This window comes from Micromonospora sp. LOL_021, from assembly GCF_048060215.1.
Classification (GTDB): domain Bacteria; phylum Actinomycetota; class Actinomycetes; order Mycobacteriales; family Micromonosporaceae; genus Micromonospora_E.
On the sequence record NZ_JBHMIN010000028.1, the window covers coordinates 30,904 to 45,351 of the forward strand.

At 71.7% G+C, this 14,448-nt stretch carries 14 protein-coding genes; 5 read left to right on the forward strand and 9 right to left on the reverse strand.

The window, feature by feature from the left end:
- The first annotated feature begins 55 nt into the window (after positions 1-55).
- Entirely contained in the window at positions 56-1,507 is a 1,452-nt protein-coding gene (locus ACFHWT_RS18780) for a glycoside hydrolase family 3 N-terminal domain-containing protein (RefSeq protein WP_416595963.1), read from the forward strand.
- A 49-nt stretch (positions 1,508-1,556) separates the two neighbouring features.
- On the opposite strand, the gene ahcY is transcribed toward ACFHWT_RS18780, so the two are convergent.
- Both ahcY and ACFHWT_RS18790 read right to left on the reverse strand, forming a co-directional pair.
- Positions 1,557-3,026, reverse strand: coding sequence for an adenosylhomocysteinase (gene ahcY / locus ACFHWT_RS18785; RefSeq protein WP_416595964.1), 1,470 nt, complete (start codon positions 3,024-3,026; stop codon positions 1,557-1,559).
- 114 nt (positions 3,027-3,140) lie between these two features.
- Positions 3,141-3,848: an NADPH-dependent F420 reductase gene (locus tag ACFHWT_RS18790; RefSeq protein ID WP_416596008.1), complete on the reverse strand. Its 708-nt coding sequence runs from the start codon at positions 3,846-3,848 to the stop codon at positions 3,141-3,143.
- 42 nt (positions 3,849-3,890) lie between these two features.
- Here ACFHWT_RS18790 and ACFHWT_RS18795 point away from each other — a divergent pair, with 42 nt between their 5' ends.
- From ACFHWT_RS18795 to ACFHWT_RS18805, 3 genes are read left to right on the forward strand one after another with little or no spacing between them, the layout of a single operon-like run.
- Complete coding sequence (locus tag ACFHWT_RS18795; protein WP_416595965.1) at positions 3,891-4,229, forward strand: PadR family transcriptional regulator; 339 nt, start codon at positions 3,891-3,893, stop codon at positions 4,227-4,229.
- Positions 4,226-5,050, forward strand: coding sequence for an ATP-binding cassette domain-containing protein (locus ACFHWT_RS18800; RefSeq protein WP_416595966.1), 825 nt, complete (start codon positions 4,226-4,228; stop codon positions 5,048-5,050). The genes ACFHWT_RS18795 and ACFHWT_RS18800 overlap by 4 nt, the downstream gene beginning before the upstream one ends.
- On the forward strand, positions 5,047-5,730 hold the full coding sequence (locus tag ACFHWT_RS18805) for an ABC transporter permease (RefSeq protein ID WP_416595967.1): 684 nt from the start codon (positions 5,047-5,049) through the stop codon (positions 5,728-5,730). Before ACFHWT_RS18800 ends, ACFHWT_RS18805 begins: the two co-directional genes overlap by 4 nt.
- 15 nt (positions 5,731-5,745) lie before the next feature.
- Here ACFHWT_RS18805 and ACFHWT_RS18810 read toward each other — a convergent pair whose 3' ends face one another.
- Both ACFHWT_RS18810 and ACFHWT_RS18815 read right to left on the reverse strand, forming a co-directional pair.
- Positions 5,746-7,053 carry an NAD(P)/FAD-dependent oxidoreductase gene (locus ACFHWT_RS18810; protein ID WP_416595968.1) on the reverse strand — a complete coding sequence of 436 codons (1,308 nt, stop codon included), beginning with the start codon at positions 7,051-7,053 and terminating at the stop codon, positions 5,746-5,748.
- A gap of 156 nt (positions 7,054-7,209) precedes the next feature.
- Complete coding sequence (locus ACFHWT_RS18815) at positions 7,210-7,626, reverse strand: CBS domain-containing protein (protein ID WP_278167615.1); 417 nt, start codon at positions 7,624-7,626, stop codon at positions 7,210-7,212.
- 213 nt (positions 7,627-7,839) lie between these two features.
- Between ACFHWT_RS18815 and ACFHWT_RS18820 the strand changes: the two genes are divergently transcribed.
- Positions 7,840-8,925, forward strand: coding sequence for a PP2C family protein-serine/threonine phosphatase (locus ACFHWT_RS18820; RefSeq protein WP_416595969.1), 1,086 nt, complete (start codon positions 7,840-7,842; stop codon positions 8,923-8,925).
- A 61-nt stretch (positions 8,926-8,986) separates the two neighbouring features.
- Here ACFHWT_RS18820 and ACFHWT_RS18825 read toward each other — a convergent pair whose 3' ends face one another.
- From ACFHWT_RS18825 to ACFHWT_RS18845, 5 genes are all read right to left on the reverse strand, one after another.
- Positions 8,987-10,012, reverse strand: a complete 1,026-nt coding sequence (locus ACFHWT_RS18825) for an aspartate-semialdehyde dehydrogenase (protein ID WP_416595970.1) — start codon at positions 10,010-10,012, stop codon at positions 8,987-8,989.
- Positions 10,013-10,137: 125 nt separating this feature from the next.
- Positions 10,138-10,764: a GNAT family N-acetyltransferase gene (locus ACFHWT_RS18830; RefSeq protein ID WP_416595971.1), complete on the reverse strand. Its 627-nt coding sequence runs from the start codon at positions 10,762-10,764 to the stop codon at positions 10,138-10,140.
- Between the two features lie 120 nt (positions 10,765-10,884).
- On the reverse strand, positions 10,885-11,196 hold the full coding sequence (locus ACFHWT_RS18835; RefSeq protein WP_416595972.1) for a TraR/DksA family transcriptional regulator: 312 nt from the start codon (positions 11,194-11,196) through the stop codon (positions 10,885-10,887).
- A gap of 610 nt (positions 11,197-11,806) precedes the next feature.
- Positions 11,807-13,150 (reverse strand): M16 family metallopeptidase, encoded by a 1,344-nt coding sequence (locus tag ACFHWT_RS18840; RefSeq protein ID WP_416595973.1) that lies wholly within the window; start codon positions 13,148-13,150, stop codon positions 11,807-11,809.
- Positions 13,147-14,439, reverse strand: a complete 1,293-nt coding sequence (locus ACFHWT_RS18845) for a M16 family metallopeptidase (RefSeq protein ID WP_416595974.1) — start codon at positions 14,437-14,439, stop codon at positions 13,147-13,149. The genes ACFHWT_RS18840 and ACFHWT_RS18845 overlap by 4 nt, the downstream gene beginning before the upstream one ends.
- Positions 14,440-14,448: the final 9 nt, after the last annotated feature.

The following is a 14,448-nucleotide window of genomic DNA, read 5'->3' on the forward strand; positions in this document are numbered from 1 at the left end:
CAGCGTCCCCCCGGTGCGCCACTCGGACCGGGGAGACGCCACGGAGGGGGAGAACATGCCGAACGACCCGGCTCTGCGGCGGCTGGCGCTGCGCACCCTGCTCGCCGCGTACCCCGGCACCACCGCCCCGCAGTGGGCGGTGGACCTGGTCGGCGACGGGCTCGCCGGGCACACCCTGTTCGGCGGCAACGTGGACCGACCCGAGCAGTTGCGGGCCGCCACCGACGCGCTGCGGGCCGCCCGCGCCGACGTGCTGATCGCCATCGACGAGGAGGGCGGTGACGTGACCCGGCTGGCACACGCCACCGGCAGCCCGTACCCCGGCAACGCCGCGCTCGGCGCGGTCGACGACCCGGCGCTGACCCGGCAGGTCTACCGGGCGATCGGCGACGAGCTCGCCACCTGCGGCGCCAACCTCGACCTGGCCCCGACCGTCGACGTGAACACCGCCGACGACAACCCGATCATCGGCACCCGGTCGTTCGGGGCCGACCCGGCACTGGTCGCCACGCACGCGGCGGCGGCCGTCGCCGGGCTGGCTGACGCCGGGGTCGCCGCCTGCGCCAAGCACTTCCCCGGCCACGGCGCCACGGTCACCGACTCACACCTCGAACTGCCCACTGTAGACGTACCGATGGCGGTGCTGCGCCGGCGGGATCTGCCACCGTTCGCCGCCGTGGTCGAAGCCGGCACCCCGGCGATCATGACCGCGCACATCCGGGTTCCGACGTTGACCGGCGACGCACCGGCCACCTTCAGCCGGGCCGCGCTGACCGACCTGCTCCGCGGCGACTACGGCTTCACCGGGGTGATCGTCACCGATGCGCTGGAGATGCGCGGTGCCACCCTGGCCGCTGGCGGGATCGTCCCGGCGGCGGTCGCCGCCCTGGCCGCCGGCGCCGATCTGCTCTGCATCGGCGCCCGGGTGGACCACGCACTGGTCGAACGGGTCGCGGCGGGCATCGTCGCCGCGATCGGCGACGGGACGCTGCCGGTCGGCCGGGTCGAGCAGGCGGCCGCCCGGGTGACCGCACTGGCCGCCGTGGTCCGACCGGCGGCGGGTGGGACCGCCGGCCCGGCCGACCTGGGGTACGCCGCCGCCCGCCGCGCCGTCCGGGTGGAAGGCACCCTCGACGGGCTGGCCGACGCACTGGTGGTGCAGTTGACCGCCGGCTCGACGATCGCCGAGGGCCGGGTGCCGTGGGGCCTCGGACCGCACCTCGGCCACGCCCGGCACCTACGGGTGGCACCGGCCGAGGTGACCGCCGAGCAGGTCTCGGCGGCCGCCGCCGGCCGGCCGCTGGTGCTTGTCGGACGGCACCTGCACCGGGTGCCCGGCGCCGGTGGCCTGATCGAACGGCTGGCCGCCCGGCACCCGGTCGCGGTCGTGGAGATGGGTTGGCCGTCTGCCTGGCGCCCGGCCGGGGTGCGGGCCTTCGTCACCACGTACGGTGCGAGTCACGCCAACGGCCGGGCCGCCGCCGAGGCCCTCGGCCTGGCTGCCTGAGCGCGCCGTCGGAGCACACCGTACGGCGGTGCGCTCCGACGGCCGTCGATCAGTAGCGGTAGTGCTCCGGCTTGTACGGGCCGGCCACGTCGACGCCGATGTAGTCGGCCTGGGCCTTGGTGAGCACGGTCAGCTTGGCGCCGAACGCGTCCAGGTGCAGCCGGGCCACCTTCTCGTCGAGGTGCTTGGGCAGCACGTACACCTGCTTGCCGTACTCGCCGATCTTGGCGTACAGCTCGACCTGGGCGATGACCTGGTTGGAGAAGGACGTCGACATCACGAAGCTCGGGTGACCGGTCGCGTTGCCGAGGTTCAGCAGCCGCCCCTCGGAGAGCACGATCACCGAGTGACCGTCCGGGAAACGCCACTCGTCGACCTGCGGCTTGACATTGATCTTCTCGATCCCCGGCACCTTCGCGAGACCGGCCATGTCGATCTCGTTGTCGAAGTGCCCGACGTTGCCGACGATCGCGTTGTGCTTCATCCTCGCCATGTGGTCGGCCAGGATGATGTCCTTGTTGCCGGTGGTGGTGATGAAGATGTCGCCGCGGTCGACGACGTCGTCCAGGGTCACCACGTCGAGGCCGTCCATCGCCGCCTGCAGCGCGCAGATCGGGTCGATCTCGGTCACCACGATCCGGGCCCCCTGGCCGCGCAGCGACTCCACGGCGCCCTTGCCGACGTCGCCGTAGCCGCAGATCACCGCGAGCTTGCCGGCGATCATCACGTCGGTGGCCCGGTTGATCCCGTCGACCAGCGAGTGGCGGATGCCGTACTTGTTGTCGAACTTGCTCTTGGTGACCGAGTCGTTGACGTTGATCGCCGGGAAGAGCAGGTTGCCCTCGCGGGCCAACTCGTAGAGGCGGTTGACCCCGGTGGTGGTCTCCTCGGAGACCCCGATGATCGGCTTGGCCATCTCGGTGTACTTGGTCGGGTTCGCGGCCAGCGAGCGGCGCAGGGTCTCCAGGATGATGCCGTACTCGACCGAGTCGGTTTCCGAGGTGGAGGGCACCGCGCCGGCCTCCTCGAACTGCTTGCCGAGGTGGATCAGCAGGGTCACGTCGCCGCCGTCGTCGACGATCGAGTCCGGCCCGCTGCCGTCCGGCCAGGTGAGCATCTGCTCGGTGCACCACCAGTACTCGTCGAGCGTCTCACCCTTCCAGGCGTACACGGCGACACCCTGCGGGTTGTCGACCGTGCCGTTCGGGCCCACGACGACCGCCGCGGCGGCCTGGTCCTGGGTGGAGAAGATGTTGCAGGAGACCCAGCGCACGTCGGCCCCGAGCGCGGTCAACGTCTCGATCAGCACCGCCGTCTGCACGGTCATGTGCAGCGAGCCGGCGATCTTGCGGCCCTTGAACGGCTGCTGGGCGGCGTACTCACGGCGCAGTGCCATCAGCCCGGGCATCTCGTGCTCGGCGAGCTCGATCTCCTTGCGACCGAAGGTCGCCAGGGACAGGTCGGCGACCTTGAAGTCGCTGACCGATCCGGCGCTGTCGGCGGTCAGAGTGACGGTCACTAGAACTCCTCGGGTTTCAACGGATGCGTCCGTCCTGCCGGACACGGCACGCACGACACCCCTCCACCATACGGCCAGGGTGGTGCGTTTCCCGACCCGAGGGCTCGGCCGCGGTCAGTCGCGGGCGAGCGCGAAACCGACCGTCGGACCGGCACCACCGCCGTAGGCCACCTGGATGAGCAGCGCGGCGACCGGCTCCAGGTAGCGGGCGCTGGACAGCGGGCCGGCGTCGACCGTGTCGAAGCCCAGCTGGGTGCCGAGTTCCTGGACGGACTTCTTGGCTGCCAGGTCGTCGCCGGCGACCGCCACCGACTGCCGTACGCCGCCGAGCACCGGCCGGGCGTGGTTCGGGGCGAGCACGGTGTTGAACGCCTTCACCACATTCGCCGCTGGGACCATCGCGGCGACCTGCTCGGCGGCGGAGGTGTCGTGGCCGATCCGCAGCGACATGTGGTCCGGACCGAGCGGGTTGGTCACGTCGATCACGGTGCTGCCGGCCAGCGCGTCGGCGACCGGCCCGGTGAGCGTGTCACCGATCCCGGTGTACGGCACCGCCAGCACGACCAACTCGGCGTCCGCCGCCTGGGCGGCGTCGCCGGCGGTCACTCCGGTGCCGGTGGTCGCCTCGGCCAGCCGCGGCGAATCCGGGCTGGACGCGGAGATCGTCACCTGGTGACCGACCTCGGTCAGCCGCCGGGCCAGGGCCGAGCCGACGTTGCCGGCGCCAATGATGCCGATGTCCATCAATCTCTCCCTCTCCGACGAGTCGTCACTGTCGATCGGGTACCCGCCCGCCCGGTACGGAAACAGCGGACCGGGGATACGTTGTGGCGCTACCTAGATAGCGCTGCTATCTTCCTGACCGTGGATCAGGAACGGCGGGGCCAGTGGCTGCGCGGGGTGCTCGACCTCTGCGTGCTCGCGGCGCTGCACCGGCACGAGTCGTACGGCTACGAGCTGGCCCAGTCGCTGCAGGCGGCCGGGCTGGGGCCGATCAAGGGCGGCACCCTCTACCCCGTACTGCTCCGGCTGCAACGGACCGGCCTGGTCGACGCGCGGTGGCGCGCCGGCACCAGCGGCCCGGCCCGCAAGTACTACCGGCTGACCGAGTCCGGTGCGCAACGACTGCGCCAGACCACCGCCGACTGGCGGTCCTTCGCCACCGGTGTCGACACGATCCTGCAGGAGGTGACCACCGCGTGAACCAGCAGACCTGGCTGGCCGCCCTGACCGGCGAGCTGCACCGGCACGGCATCGACCGCGAGTTTGCCGGACACGTCGTCGCGGAGGCCGCGGCCCACCTGTACGACAGCGGCGAAGCACCGTTGGCGGTCTTCGGCACCCCGGCCGAATACGCCACCGACGTGGCGCGCAGCGTCGGCGGGCCGGCTCAGATCCCGCGCCGCGTCCACCCGGGTCCGGTCCGGCTCGACGTGCAGGACGTCACCAAGCGGTACCGCCGGCACACCGTACTGGACCGGGTGCGACTCACCGTCCGGGCCGGCGAGATCGCCGCCGTGGTCGGTGCCAACGGCAGCGGCAAGAGCACCCTGCTGCGCATCTGCGCCGGCCTGGCCAGCCCGGACAGCGGCCGGGTCCGGGTGTACGGCACCCTCGGCTACTGCCCGCAGTCCGGCGGCACCGGCGACTTCCTGCACCCGGACGAGCACTTCGCGCTGGTCGGTGCCGGCCGTCGGCTCAGCCGGGCGCAGTCGCGTACCGCCGGGCGGACGCAGGCCGCGGTCCTCGACTGGGACGCGTCCGCCGCCGTCCAGGCCCGGCACCTGTCCGGCGGCACCCGGCAGAAGCTCAACCTGGTGCTGGCCGGGCTCGGCGACCCGGACCTGCTGCTGCTCGACGAGCCGTACCAGGGTTTCGACCGCGGCACCTACCTGGATTTCTGGCACCAGGTGTGGCGCTGGCGCGATGCCGGCAAGGCGGTCGTCGTCGTCACCCACCTGCTGAACCAGCTCGACCGGGTCGACCTGGTGCTCGACCTGACCGGAGAGGAGGCCGGTCGATGAGCCGGGTGCTGACCGTAGCGGAGATGACGTTGCGCGAGATGTCCCGGCGCCGCGGCGTACTGGCGATCCTGCTGGTCTTCCCGCTCTGTTTCTACCTGGCCCGCCGGGGCGACTTCGCCGGGCAGTCGATCCGGTTCGTCTGCCTCGGGCTCGGCTGGGCGCTGAGTACGGCGGCGCTGTTCGCCGGCAACGCCAACCGTGATCTGGAGACCCGGCTGCGGCTGACCGGCTACCGGCCGGCGCAGCTGTCGGCCGGCCGGCTGCTGGCACTGTGGGCGGTCGGCGTGCTGCTGTCCGTGCCGTACTTCCTGTTGGTGCTGTTCGACCAACCCAACGTACGGCACGGGGCGATCGCCCTGATCATGCTGGTGATGGTCGCCGTGGCGGTGCCGTTCGGGCTGGCGATCAGCGCGCTGCTGCCCCGCGAGCTGGAAGGCACCTTGATCCTGCTGACCATCGTCGGGCTGCAGATGGTGATGGACCCGGCCAGCCCGGCCGCGCGGGCACTGCCGTTCTGGTTCAGCCGGGAGATCGCCACCTACGCGATCGACCACACCGACAGCGGCTACCTCGACCGAGGGCTGCTGCACGGCGCGGTCGTCGCGGTCACGATGGTCGCCCTGGTCGCGATCGCCACCGGGGTACGGCTACGCCGCCGACCCCACCTGCGGTTCGGGTGACGGCCGCGCACCAGATCAGCGGCCGACCGGGTACACCAGCTCCGGCGACGCGGTGTCCAGCGGCACCGCCGACGGCGGCACCAGACCGAGCTGCACACCCTGGCGCGACAACAACGACTCCAACGTCCAGTCGGCCGCCACGCGGATTCGGTTGCCCGGGATCGACGCCAGGTGGTAACCCCGGGTCACCGCTTTCGCCAGCGGGCCGGAGATCGGCACGTGCAGCGGGTTCGCCGCCGCCTGCGCGCCGCCGAGGTCGACCACGAACCCGAGATCCTTGTGCCGGTACGGGCGGAACGAGCCGTGCCCGTACGACGCGGCGACGTTCTGTGCGGCCAGCTTGCCCTGCCGGACGGCGTGCTGGGCGGTCATCGGGGTGACCTCGCCCGGCCGGTTCGGGTCGGGCACCGCGGCGGCGTCACCGCACGCGTACACCTCCGGATGCTGCGGTACGGCGAGGAACTCGTCGACCACCAGCCGGCCCTTCAGGGTGGTCAGTCCCAGATCGTCCACCACCGGATCGGGGCGCACTCCGACACACCAGATCAGTGACCGGGTGGGGATGAACTCCCCGTCGGACAGATGTACCCCGTCGCCGGTCGCCTCGCGAACCGAGGTGCCGAACCTGGTCTCGACACCTCGCGCGTCGAGGACCTTCTGTGCGGTGACCGACATCCGCTGGTCCAGCTCGGGTAGCACCCGGTCGGCCAGGTCGAGCAGCAGCCAGCGGACCTGCTGGCCGGCCAGCCGGGGATGCCGGCGGATCAGCAGGTCGGTGGCGGTCACGCAGTGCGCCGCGACCTCGGTGCCGGTGTATCCGGCCCCGACCACGACGAAGGTGCACCGAGCGGCCCGCTCGGCCGGATCGTCGCTCAGGTCGGCGAGTTCGATCTGCCGGGTGAGATGGTCGCGAAGGTAGAGCGCCTCCGGCAGGGTCCGGAAACCATGCGCGTGCTCGTTGGCGCCGGGGATCGGCAGCAGCTTGTTGACGCTGCCGATGGAGACGATCAGCCGGTCGTAGCTCAGCTCGGCCCGGTCGCCCTCGCCGTCGACGTAGCAGATCCGCCGGTCCGGCAGGTCGATCTGGTCGATCTCGCCGAGCACCACCCGTACGCCGGGCAGGGTGTCCGGCAGCGAGACGGTGACCCGGCGCGGCTCCAGCACACCCGAGGCGACCTCGGGCAGCAACGGCACGTACAGGAAGTAGTCGGTCGGGTTGATCAGGACGATCTCGGCGGACCCCCGGGCCAGCCGGGACAGGGTACGGGCAGCCTGGTAGCCGGCGAAGCCGGCACCCGCGATGACGATGCGTGGGCGCTTCATGCTGATCTCCGATCGGGGTGGGTGGGCGCAAGCGGGTGTCCCCGTGTCTGCCGGACCCGGGCGCCGGGGAGACCGGGCAGACCTGTCGGGGACACCCACCGGAGGGTTCCGGCCCCGCCTCACCGGACCGGGTGGTCGCGGCGGCAGGGCCGGTGGTCAGTTGTTCGGGTCGTCGGTGCTGATGTCGGCCAGCACCGAATCCGGTTCCCACTCGACGGCGAGGTCACCCATGGAGACCACACCGACCAGGCGGCCGTCGTCGACCACCGGCAGTCGCCGTACCGAGTAGGTCCGCATCAGCTCGGCGGCCGCGACCGCGTCGTCGTACGGCGACACGACCACCACGTCCTCGGTGATGATCTGGCTGAGCTGGGTCATCGACGGATCCATCTCGGATGCCACCGCCCGGACCGTGATGTCCCGGTCGGTCACGATTCCTTGGATATCGCTCCCGTTGGTGACGATGATGTCGCCGATGTCGGCATCCCGCATCTGCCGAGCCGCCGCCGTCAACATGTCACTCGCGTCCATGGTGAACGGCCGGGCCGTCATGAACTCTCCGACGGTCGTCATCGCGCACTCCTCTCGGTGTCGGCGCCGTCTTCGGGGTACCCGGGGTCGGGAGCGGAAAACCAGCACCCTCCCCCGGTCGGCGGGATCGGCTACGCTCGCAGGTCGGAACGGCCACGCCGGCACGAGGTGCACCGGGCGGGCAGGCCGGGTAGGGAGCACGTCGTGTGGGCACGCCGGGTCAGCTGGCGTAAGCCTCTTCCGCCGGATTCGCGGATGCCGCACCCGGCCGACCGGTCATTGCTGCACCGCACCGAACGCTGGCGCGGGATGCCGCTGGCGTTGGCGCTGATCGCGGTCATCACCGTCATCGACGTGCTGACCCAAACCAGCGCGGTCGTTCTCGGGTTCCTGTCGCTGGCCCCGCTGCTCGCCGCCGCCGTCGAGAAGACCCGACGGACCGCGCTGGTCACCGCGGTCGCCTGCGTCGTCGCGTTGGTCGCCGGGCTACCCAGCGGCATGTTCGGCAGCCTGGACCATCTGCTGCGCAGCAGCGTCGTCTTCGCGGTCGGCATCGTGTCGATCTACGTGGCCCGGTCCCGGAACCTGCGGGAGGCCCGGCTGCGCCGGATGACCGAGATCGCCGAGGTCGCGCAGCGGGCGGTGCTGCGCGCACCGCCCCCGCAGCTGGGCGATGTCGCCCTGGTCGCCCGGTATCTGTCCGCGTCCGAGGCGGCCAACGTCGGCGGTGACCTGTTCGCCGTCGTGGACAGCCCGTACGGGACTCGGATCATCATCGGGGACGCGTGCGGCAAGGGGCTGCAGGCGGTCCAGATGTCGGCCACCGTGATGGGTGCCTTCCGGCAGTCCGCCTTCGTACAGCCGGAGCTGTCCGCCGTCGCCGCCGACCTGGACCAGGCGGTGTACCGGGACGGGCTGGGTACCGGACAACCGGCGCAGTTCGTCACCGCCGCTCTGGTGCAGCTCACCGACGACGCGCTGACCGTGATCAACTGTGGCCATCCGGCCCCGGCGCTGCGTACCGCCGACGGGGCGCTGGAAATCCTGGAGCCCGGTGACCGGCACCCGCCGCTGGGGTTGCGCCGCGACGCGCCGGAACCGCTTCGGGTGACCCGGCCCTGGCAGGTCGGAGACCGGCTGCTGCTCTACACCGACGGATTGGTGGAGGCCCGCAACGGCCACGGTGAGTTCCTCGCCTCGGACCAGGTGACCGCGTGCCTGGAGCTGCCGGACCGGCAGGAGGCGCTGGACCGTGTCGTCGCCGAGCTGCAGCGCCACGCCGGCGGCCAGATCAGCGACGACGCCGCGATGCTGCTCGCCGAACGGGTCGCCGCCGGCTGACGACGACCCGCCCGGCGTTGCGGCACGAACTGTTGTGACACGAACTGTTGCGGTGCCGGGCTCAGTCCGCTGCGGCGATCAGCAGCTCGGCGATCTGCACCGCGTTCAGGGCAGCGCCCTTGCGCAGGTTGTCGTTGGCGCAGAACAGCGCCAGGCCATGCTCGACGGTCTCGTCGACCCGGATCCGCCCAACGTACGTCGGGTCCTGACCGGCGGCCTGCAGCGGCGTCGGCACGTCGGACAGCGCCACACCGGGCGCGTCGGCCAGCAGCTCAGCCGCCCGTCGCGGGTCGATCGGCCGGGCGAACCGGGCGTTGATCTGCAGCGAGTGGCCGGTGAACACCGGCACCCGGACGCAGGTCCCGCTCACCCGCAGCTCGGGGATGCCGAGGATCTTGCGGCTCTCGTTGCGCAGCTTCTGCTCCTCGTCGGTCTCGTCGGAGCCGTCGTCGACGATCGAACCGGCCAGCGGCAGCACGTTGAACGCGATCGGCGCGGCGAATGACCGGGGCGCCGGGAACTCCACCGCGCCGCCGTCGAAGGTCAGCGCCGCCGCGCCCTCGGCGACCTTGCGGACCTGCTCGTCCAGCTCGGCGACACCGGCCAGGCCGGCGCCGGAGACCGCCTGGTAGGTCGAGACGACCAGGCTGACCAGGCCGGCCTCGTCGTGCAGCGGGCGCAGCACCGGCATCGCCGCCATCGTGGTGCAGTTCGGATTGGCGATGATGCCCTTCGGGCGGTCGGCGGCGGCCTGCGGGTTGACCTCGGCGACCACCAGCGGTACGTCCGGATCCATCCGCCAGGCCGACGAGTTGTCGATCACCACGGCACCCGCCGCCGCGACCCGGGGTGCCAGCTCCTTCGAGCTGGCCTTGCCAGCCGAGAAGAGCGCGATGTCCAACCCTCGGTAGTCGGCGGTGGCGGCGTCCTCGACGACGATCTCGCCGCCGCGCCACGGCAGGGTCCGGCCGGCCGACCGGGCCGAGGCGAACAATCGCAACTCGTCGACGGGCACCGCCCGCTGCTCCAGTACCTGCCGCATGACGCCACCGACCTGCCCGGTCGCGCCGACAATCCCGATCCTCATGTCGCAATCCCGATCCTCATGCTGCGAAGGTTACCGACGGGCCGGGCCGGGACGGAACCGAGTTGTCCGGCGTCACCTTCCGGCCCGTCGGCGTACCCCCGCGCAGTCAGATCAGGTACGCGTGATCAGTTCAGGTAACGGCGGGCCAGCTGCGGCTGCCGCCACATCGGCCAGAGCAGCGGGCCGCCGTCGGGCAGGTGGAACGGGGCGGTGGCGGTGAGCCGGTAGCCGAGCCGGGCGTACAGGTCGCGGGCTCCGGGGCTGCTGGCCACCACGTAGGCGGCGCTGCCGGCGGTGTCGAAGATGGCGTGCCGGTGGTTCAGCAACGCCGTACCGAGGCCGTAGCCCTGCCGGTCCGGGGCGACTCCGAGGTACGCCAGGTAGTGGTGCTCGCCCACCGGGTGTCGTTCGGCGAGGGCGTTGTCCAGCAACCGGAACCGGTACGCGTACTCACCACAGGTGTCGTCGAGCAGCTGCTCGTACTCGACCGGGTTGGGCAGGATCAGGCTGCACGGACGCCACACCGCCACCGCGCTGTAGTCCTCGGTGAGGTAGATACTGCCCTGGCGCAGCCCGTAGTCGATCAGCGCCGGGCAGAACCGCTGGTAAACCCGGCGACGGGCGACCGGGTCCGGGATGAGCCAGGACGACTCCGGGGTGTCCTGAAATGCCTCCACCAGTGTCTTGGCCACTTGCGGGGTGTCGGTGTAGGTCGCGTACCGGATCATCACCGACGTGTGGAGCTGGGGCATCAGCGCTCGCCTCTCTGCGGCACATTGCGGACACCCGGGTACAACGGACGACACACCGTCGCGGGTTCGAATGTATTTGCCCGCCTACCGACCGCGATTCGGTAGGCGGGCAAGTCACGCTCAGCGCGTGCAGGGTACGCAGTACCGCGCGTGCGGCAGGATCTCCAACCGTTCCCGGAGGATGTCGCCGCCGCACCGGTCGCAGCGGCCGTAACGACCCTCGGCGATCCGGTTCAACGCCTCGACGGTCTGGTCGTAGCCGCGCCGGGCGGCGACGACCAGCGCGGCCCGGGTGTGCGCTTCACCCGGGTCGCCGGTGTCGGCGGTGAGTTCGGTCAACTGAGCCCGGTGCGTGTCCAACTGGTCGGCCAGTTGCACCCGTACCTGTTCGATCCATTCGGTGCCGCGGGTGCTGTGCAGTTCGGTGCTCATCGGGTCTCCCTCGATAGAAAAAGGGCCGAAGCTGGTCCGCTTCGCCCCTGGTGGCCGTCGTCGTTGTGGTGCGACGGCCGTCCGGAGGACCCCGGCCGGTGGGGCGCGGCAAGCCCGGCCGGCCGGCGGCGCCGGGCACGCCGACGCCCACGCCGATCGGAGCCGTGACAGTCACGGCTCCGTCGCGCTGCGCAGGGATGATCATCCGGCAACCATAGGACGCCCCGACGGGAAGGCCAACACGTTAACCACCTGACCGGACATATCAGACTGGTCGCGCGGACCTGACGGCCCTGACGGGGCGGATCTGAAAGGATCGTGGTCGATATACCGGCCAGATCCTTCTTGACCGCGGGGTGGGCTTGCGGGATCGCCGACCGCGAAGCGCAGCGCCGCGTGCCGTTCTGGCGGACCGCACCCGCCATGCTGATCGGCAGCCTCGCCGGGCTCAGTCTCACGGTCAGCGCGTTCCTGGCCTGGTCCGCCGAGGGCCACTACCGGGCAGCGTACGGTGTCGCCCTGCCTGGCGCCCTCGGGTCGGCGTGGTACGCGGCTGTTGCACCTGCTCCGCACCCTGCGCCTGCTGCGACGGCGCTGAGCCCGGTGCGGATCAGTCGGCGTCGTGCAGCTCCCCCAGGCCGGAGGCGGTCAGTTCGTCGCGGATCTTCGCCGCGTCGCCCTCCACCACCAGGGTCAGCCCTTCGGCCTGCAAGTGGGTGGCGGCGGCGGCGGAGACCTGCTCGACCGTCGCCGACAGCAGCTCGTCGCGCAGCCGGGCGTGGTAGTCGTCGGGCAGCCCGTGCACGACCAGGGTCGCCAGGGCGCTGGCGATCGCCGGCGGGGTCTGCAGCTCGACCGAGAGCTGGCCGGCGCGCCACGACCGGGCCACCGCCAGCTCCTCCTCGGTCACCCCGTCGGCCTGGGTACGGGACACCTCACCGACCGAGTCGATCAGGGCGGGCGCGGTGACCCCGGTCTGCACACTGGAGCTGACCGCGAAGCGCCCGAAGCGGCGGGACATCCCGAAGTCCGACCGGATGCCGTACGTGTAGCCGCGTACCTCGCGGATCAGGTGGTTCAGCCGGGATGTGAAGGCTCCACCGAGGACGGTGCTGGCCAGGGTCATCGGTACGTAGTCGGGGTGGGCCCGGTGCGGGGCCGGATGGCCGAGCCGCAACGTGGACTGCACCGCGCCCGGCCGGTCGACCAGGATGATCCGCCGGTGGTCCCGCAGAGTGACCGGCAGCGGTGGTCCGGGCTGTGACGGCGAGCCGGTCGCCCCAGCGAAGGCGGCCACGCCGAGCGCGTCCAGGTCGATCAGGTCCAGGTCGCCGGCGACCAGCAGGGTGCCGGGCCGGGTGAACCACGCACTGTGGAAGTCCACGACGTCCGCCACGGTCACCGCGGCCACCGATTCGGGGTCGCCGCCCATCGGCCGACCGTGCCGCTGGTCGGCACCGAACAGGTCGGCGCGCAGCGCGGATTCGGCCCGCGGCCCCGGGTTGGCCCAGTACATCCGCAGCGCGGTCGCCTCGTCGTCGCGGACCCGCTCGACGTCGGACGAATCCAGCCGGGGGGTCCGGACCGCCTCGGTGAGCAGCTCGACTGCCGCCCCGAGCCGGTCGGTGCTGACCTGCACGCCGACCCGGAACGAGTCCCAGTCGACGGAGATGGACAACTCGGTGCCGAGACCTTCCAGGACCAGGGCGTACGCGGCCGAGTCCCGGATCTCGGTGCCCTCTTCGAGGGCCTTGGCGAGCACTCCGGCCAGCCCCTCCCGGCCGGCCGGTTCCCGGCTGGCACCGGCGTCCAGCAGCAGGGCCGCCACCGCCAGCCGGTGGCCGGGCAGGTGGGCGGCGACGATCTCGCCACCGGCCACACTGCGCCGGACCACGTCCGGGAAACGGTACGGCCGGGCCGCGCCCGGTCCGGGACGCTGCGCGATGATCGTCACTGGTCGCCCTCCGGCAGGTAGCTGAGCTGGACCCGGTTGTCCGGCCGCAACAGGTGTGCGGCCTCGTCGTTGACCGCCTCGGCGGTGACCGCCAGCCAGCCCGGCAGCCGCTCCGCGGCGCGGGCCGGGTCGCCGAACTGGGTGGCGTACCGGCCGAGCGTGTCGGCACGGCCCTCGAAGCTGGCGACCTGACGCCACCAGCCGGTGGTGAGCAGCGCCTTGGCCCGGTCGACCTCGGCGTCGGTGACGCCGTCGCGGGCCACCTCGTCGAGCACCTCGATCAGGCCGTCGGCGAGCCGCTCGGCGGTCACCGTCGGCTGGGCGGTCGCGGTGATGATCAGCGGCGCGGGCGCGTGCGCCAGGTCGACGCCGTACGCGCCCAGGTAGTCGGGCTGCGCGATCCGGGCACCGTCGGCCAGCCGTTGGTAGAGCCGGCTGCCCCGGCCACTGCCCAGCACCGTGCCGAGCACGGTCGCCGCGTCGTAGGCCGGGGTTCCGAACGGGTGGGTGCGGTAGGTGAGGTAGTGCCGGGCGGCCGGCACGTCGGCGGTGACCGTCTCGGTGACCGGGCCGGTTAGCGGTGCCGGCGTACGCCCGTCCGGTGCCGGCGGGATGTCGGCCCGCGCGGCGATCCCGCCGAAATACTTGTCGGCCAGGCTGAACACCTCGTCGGCGTCGGTGTCGCCGACCACGGTCAGCACCGCGTTGTTCGGCGCGTAGTACATCTCGTGGAACGCCTGGAAGGTGGCCAGGTCGGCGGCGTTCAGGTCGTCCATCGAGCCGATCGTGGCGTGGTGGTACGGGTGCCCCGGCGGGTAGAGCAGGGGGAGCAACCGCAGCCAGGCGTCGCCGTACGGCACGTTGTCGTAGCGCTGTCGCCGCTCGTTCTTGACCACCTCGCGCTGGTTGTCCAGCGTCTCCTGGGTCAGCGCCGGCACCAGGCCGCCCATCCGGTCGGCTTCCAGCCACAGCGCGAGGGCCAGATGCTCGGCGGGGACGGTCTCGAAGTAGTTGGTCCGGTCCGGGTTGGTGGTGGCGTTGAGCGAGCCGCCCGCGCCCTGCACCAACTTCATGTGCTCGGTCTTGGCCACGTTGACCGATCCCTCGAACATCAAATGCTCGAAGAGGTGGGCGAATCCGGTCCGACCGGCGGGCTCGTGGCGCGAGCCCACGTCGTACCAGAGATTGACCGCGACCACCGGTGCGCTGGAGTCGGGGCTGACGACGACCCGCAGACCGTTGTCCAGCCGGGTGGTCTCGATCGGCCAGGGGTACCCGTTGGGCGACATGCGCCCGAC

Bases quoted from the DNA above. Each gene is read 5' to 3' on its own strand.
- ACFHWT_RS18820 (WP_416595969.1), top strand. From the start codon at position 7,840: ATGCCGCACCCGGCCGACCGGTCATTGCTGCACCGCACCGAACGCTGG.
- ACFHWT_RS18805 (WP_416595967.1), top strand. From the start codon at position 5,047: ATGAGCCGGGTGCTGACCGTAGCGGAGATGACGTTGCGCGAGATGTCC.
- ACFHWT_RS18815 (WP_278167615.1), bottom strand. From the start codon at position 7,626: ATGACGACCGTCGGAGAGTTCATGACGGCCCGGCCGTTCACCATGGAC.
- ACFHWT_RS18825 (WP_416595970.1), bottom strand. From the start codon at position 10,012: ATGAGGATCGGGATTGTCGGCGCGACCGGGCAGGTCGGTGGCGTCATG.
- ACFHWT_RS18810 (WP_416595968.1), bottom strand. From the start codon at position 7,053: ATGAAGCGCCCACGCATCGTCATCGCGGGTGCCGGCTTCGCCGGCTAC.
- ACFHWT_RS18830 (WP_416595971.1), bottom strand. From the start codon at position 10,764: ATGCCCCAGCTCCACACGTCGGTGATGATCCGGTACGCGACCTACACC.
- ACFHWT_RS18780 (WP_416595963.1), top strand. From the start codon at position 56: ATGCCGAACGACCCGGCTCTGCGGCGGCTGGCGCTGCGCACCCTGCTC.
- ACFHWT_RS18845 (WP_416595974.1), bottom strand. From the start codon at position 14,439: ATGTCGCCCAACGGGTACCCCTGGCCGATCGAGACCACCCGGCTGGAC.
- ACFHWT_RS18835 (WP_416595972.1), bottom strand. From the start codon at position 11,196: ATGAGCACCGAACTGCACAGCACCCGCGGCACCGAATGGATCGAACAG.